This is a genomic window from Intrasporangium chromatireducens Q5-1 (assembly GCF_000576575.1).
GTDB lineage: Bacteria > Actinomycetota > Actinomycetes > Actinomycetales > Dermatophilaceae > Intrasporangium_A > Intrasporangium_A chromatireducens.
Window position 1 is genome coordinate 1 of the sequence record NZ_AWQS01000392.1, and the last position, 2,422, is coordinate 2,422.

Annotated in this window: 4 protein-coding genes; all 4 read left to right on the plus strand. The window is 71.9% G+C overall.

Annotated features, from left to right (window positions below; all coding sequences use genetic code 11):
- Positions 1-50: 50 nt before the first annotated feature.
- The 4 genes from N864_RS21470 (at position 51) to N864_RS21485 (ending at position 2,389) form a co-directional block, all read left to right on the plus strand.
- Positions 51-1,025, plus strand: a complete 975-nt coding sequence (locus N864_RS21470; RefSeq protein ID WP_051518904.1) for an asparaginase — start codon at positions 51-53, stop codon at positions 1,023-1,025.
- A gap of 3 nt (positions 1,026-1,028) precedes the next feature.
- Positions 1,029-1,454, plus strand: coding sequence for a D-aminoacyl-tRNA deacylase (gene dtd, locus N864_RS21475; protein ID WP_034722241.1), 426 nt, complete (start codon positions 1,029-1,031; stop codon positions 1,452-1,454).
- A gap of 67 nt (positions 1,455-1,521) precedes the next feature.
- Positions 1,522-1,836 carry a DUF2516 family protein gene (locus N864_RS21480; protein ID WP_034722250.1) on the plus strand — a complete coding sequence of 105 codons (315 nt, stop codon included), beginning with the start codon at positions 1,522-1,524 and terminating at the stop codon, positions 1,834-1,836.
- A 109-nt stretch (positions 1,837-1,945) separates the two neighbouring features.
- Complete coding sequence (locus tag N864_RS21485; RefSeq protein WP_338033666.1) at positions 1,946-2,389, plus strand: phosphomannose isomerase type II C-terminal cupin domain; 444 nt, start codon at positions 1,946-1,948, stop codon at positions 2,387-2,389.
- Positions 2,390-2,422 lie beyond the last annotated feature (33 nt).

A 2,422-nucleotide genomic window follows, 5' to 3' on the forward strand; every position in this document is an offset into this window, starting at 1 on the left:
CAGGGCCGCCACCCGGGAGCGGGTGGCGGCCCTGCGGCATACTGCGGGGCGTGTCTGATCAGCCCATCTCCGCCACTTTGACGGCGGCTCCCGTGCTCGCCCACGTCGTGCGCGGCGGCTTCGTCGAGTCCGTGCACCGTGGCGCGGCCGTCGTCACGGCTCCCGACGGGGAGGTGCTGCTGGAGCTCGGGGACAGCAGCGGTGCCGTCTTCCCGCGCTCGTCGAGCAAGCCGATCCAGGCCGTCGCCATGGTCCGGGCCGGGCTGGCCACCGACGGGCGACTGCTTGCCCTCGCGTGCTCGAGCCACTCGGGTGAGGACTTCCACCTCGTTGCCGCGCGGGAGATTCTCGGCGGTGCCGGGCTCGGCAAGGGTGACCTGCAGAACACGCCCGACTACCCCCTCGGCGACCAGGCCCGACTGGCGTGGATCGCGGCCGGCCATCCCAAGCAGTCCATTGCGCAGAACTGCTCCGGCAAGCACGCGTCCATGCTCGCCGCGTGCGTCGCCGCGGGCTGGGACACGGCCACCTACCGCGACCCGGAGCATCCCCTCCAGCAGGCGATCACCGCTACCGTCCTCGACCTCACCGGCGGTCCGGTCAGCGCGATCGCCGTCGACGGCTGCGGCGCGCCGATCCACGCGGTGCCGCTCGTCGGGCTGGCCCGCGCCTTCGGCCGGCTGGCCAGCGCGACGACCGGGCCCGAGGCGAAGGTCGCGCGGGCGATCCGCGAGCATCCGGAGTATCTCGGCGGGACCGGCCGGGACGTCACGAAGCTCATCGCCGCGGTGCCGGGCCTGGTCGCCAAGGACGGGGCCGAGTCGGTGTATGCCGTCGGGCTCGCTGATGGTCGGGGCGTGGCGGTCAAGATCGCCGACGGCGGCTCGCGGGCGCGGGGGCCGGTCCTCGCCGCGGTCCTGCGCCGGGTCGGTGTCACCGAGCCGGAGGCGCTGGCCGCTCTCGAGCACCAGCCCGTCCTCGGGCACGGCCAACCGGTCGGCTCCGTGACGGCAGTCGGCATCTGACCGATGCGTGCCGTCCTGCAGCGGGTGACCTGCGCCAAGGTCGAGGTCGACGGTGAGGTGGTCGGTGAGATCTCGCGGGACGGGCTGCTCGCCCTCGTCGGGGTCGCCCGTGATGACGGGCCGCCGCAGGTCGAACGCATGGCGCGCAAGATCGCTGAGCTGCGCATCCTCCGTGACGAGGCGAGCGTGATCGAGGCAGGCGCGCCGGTGCTCGTCGTCAGCCAGTTCACCCTGCACGGCGACACGCGCAAGGGCCGTCGGCCGTCCTGGAGCGCGGCGGCGCCGGGGCCGGTCGCCGAGCCGGTCATCGACCAGCTGGTCGCGGCGCTGCGGGCTCGCGGGCTCGAGGTCGCCACCGGGAGGTTCGGTGCGATGATGGCCGTCACCTCCACGAACGACGGTCCCTTCACCGTGCTCGTCGAGACGTGACCATGACGTGACCGCGAAGGACCTCTGAACAGCTCGGCCCCGAAGGGTGGGCAGTTAGGCTGTGGGCATGTCGCTGTTCTATGGGTTCCAGTCCCTGGTGCTCACGGTGCTGGGAGTGGCTGCCCTGGGCTGCGAGCTCTTTGCCTTCGTCGACGCGCTGCGCCACCCTGAGGCCGCCTACGCCGCGGCCGGCAAGCGGACCCGCACCTTCTGGCTCATCGTGACCGGCGTCGCCCTGCTCTTCGGCGTCGTCACCGTCTTCAACGTCATCTCACTGCCCGGCATCATTGCCTTCGTCGGCGCTGCGGTCTACCTCGCCGACGTCCGGCCCGCGCTCCGCCATGTGCGGGGCATCGGCTCGGGGCAGAACAGGCCGTGGTGACGGCCACGCCACAGCGGCCGCCGCTCGGTGGCGCCACGGCATGGTGCCCGCCAGTGCACCGTGACGATCTCAACGAGGGGGAGCAATGTCGGACCGACCGCACGCATCGGTGAGCGCACCTCCGGAGCATGACCACGAGTCGACACCGCGGCACTACCCGGACGACTACGATCTCGGCGACCGTAATCCCGCCGACGACATCTTCGTGGCCGAGCGGCCGTGGGGCACGTTCCAGCAGTTCGTCTCGAACGAGCAGGTGACGGTCAAGATCATCACGGTCCAGCCCGGCCACCGGCTCTCGCTCCAGAAGCACGACCACCGCGGCGAGATGTGGCAGGTGCTCGACGTGCCGATCGACATCACGGTCGACGACCGGCACTGGGTGGCCGAGCCGGGCGAGACGGTGTGGGTTCCCCGCAACGCCCTGCACCGGATGGGCAACTCCGGTGACCGACCCGGGCGGCTGCTCGAGGTGGCGTTCGGGCACTTCGACGAGGCGGACATCGAGCGGCTCGAGGACGACTACGCCCGCTGCCCCGACGCCGAGCAGTAGGTCCCTGCCCGCGACGCTCGTCGGTTGGTGGCC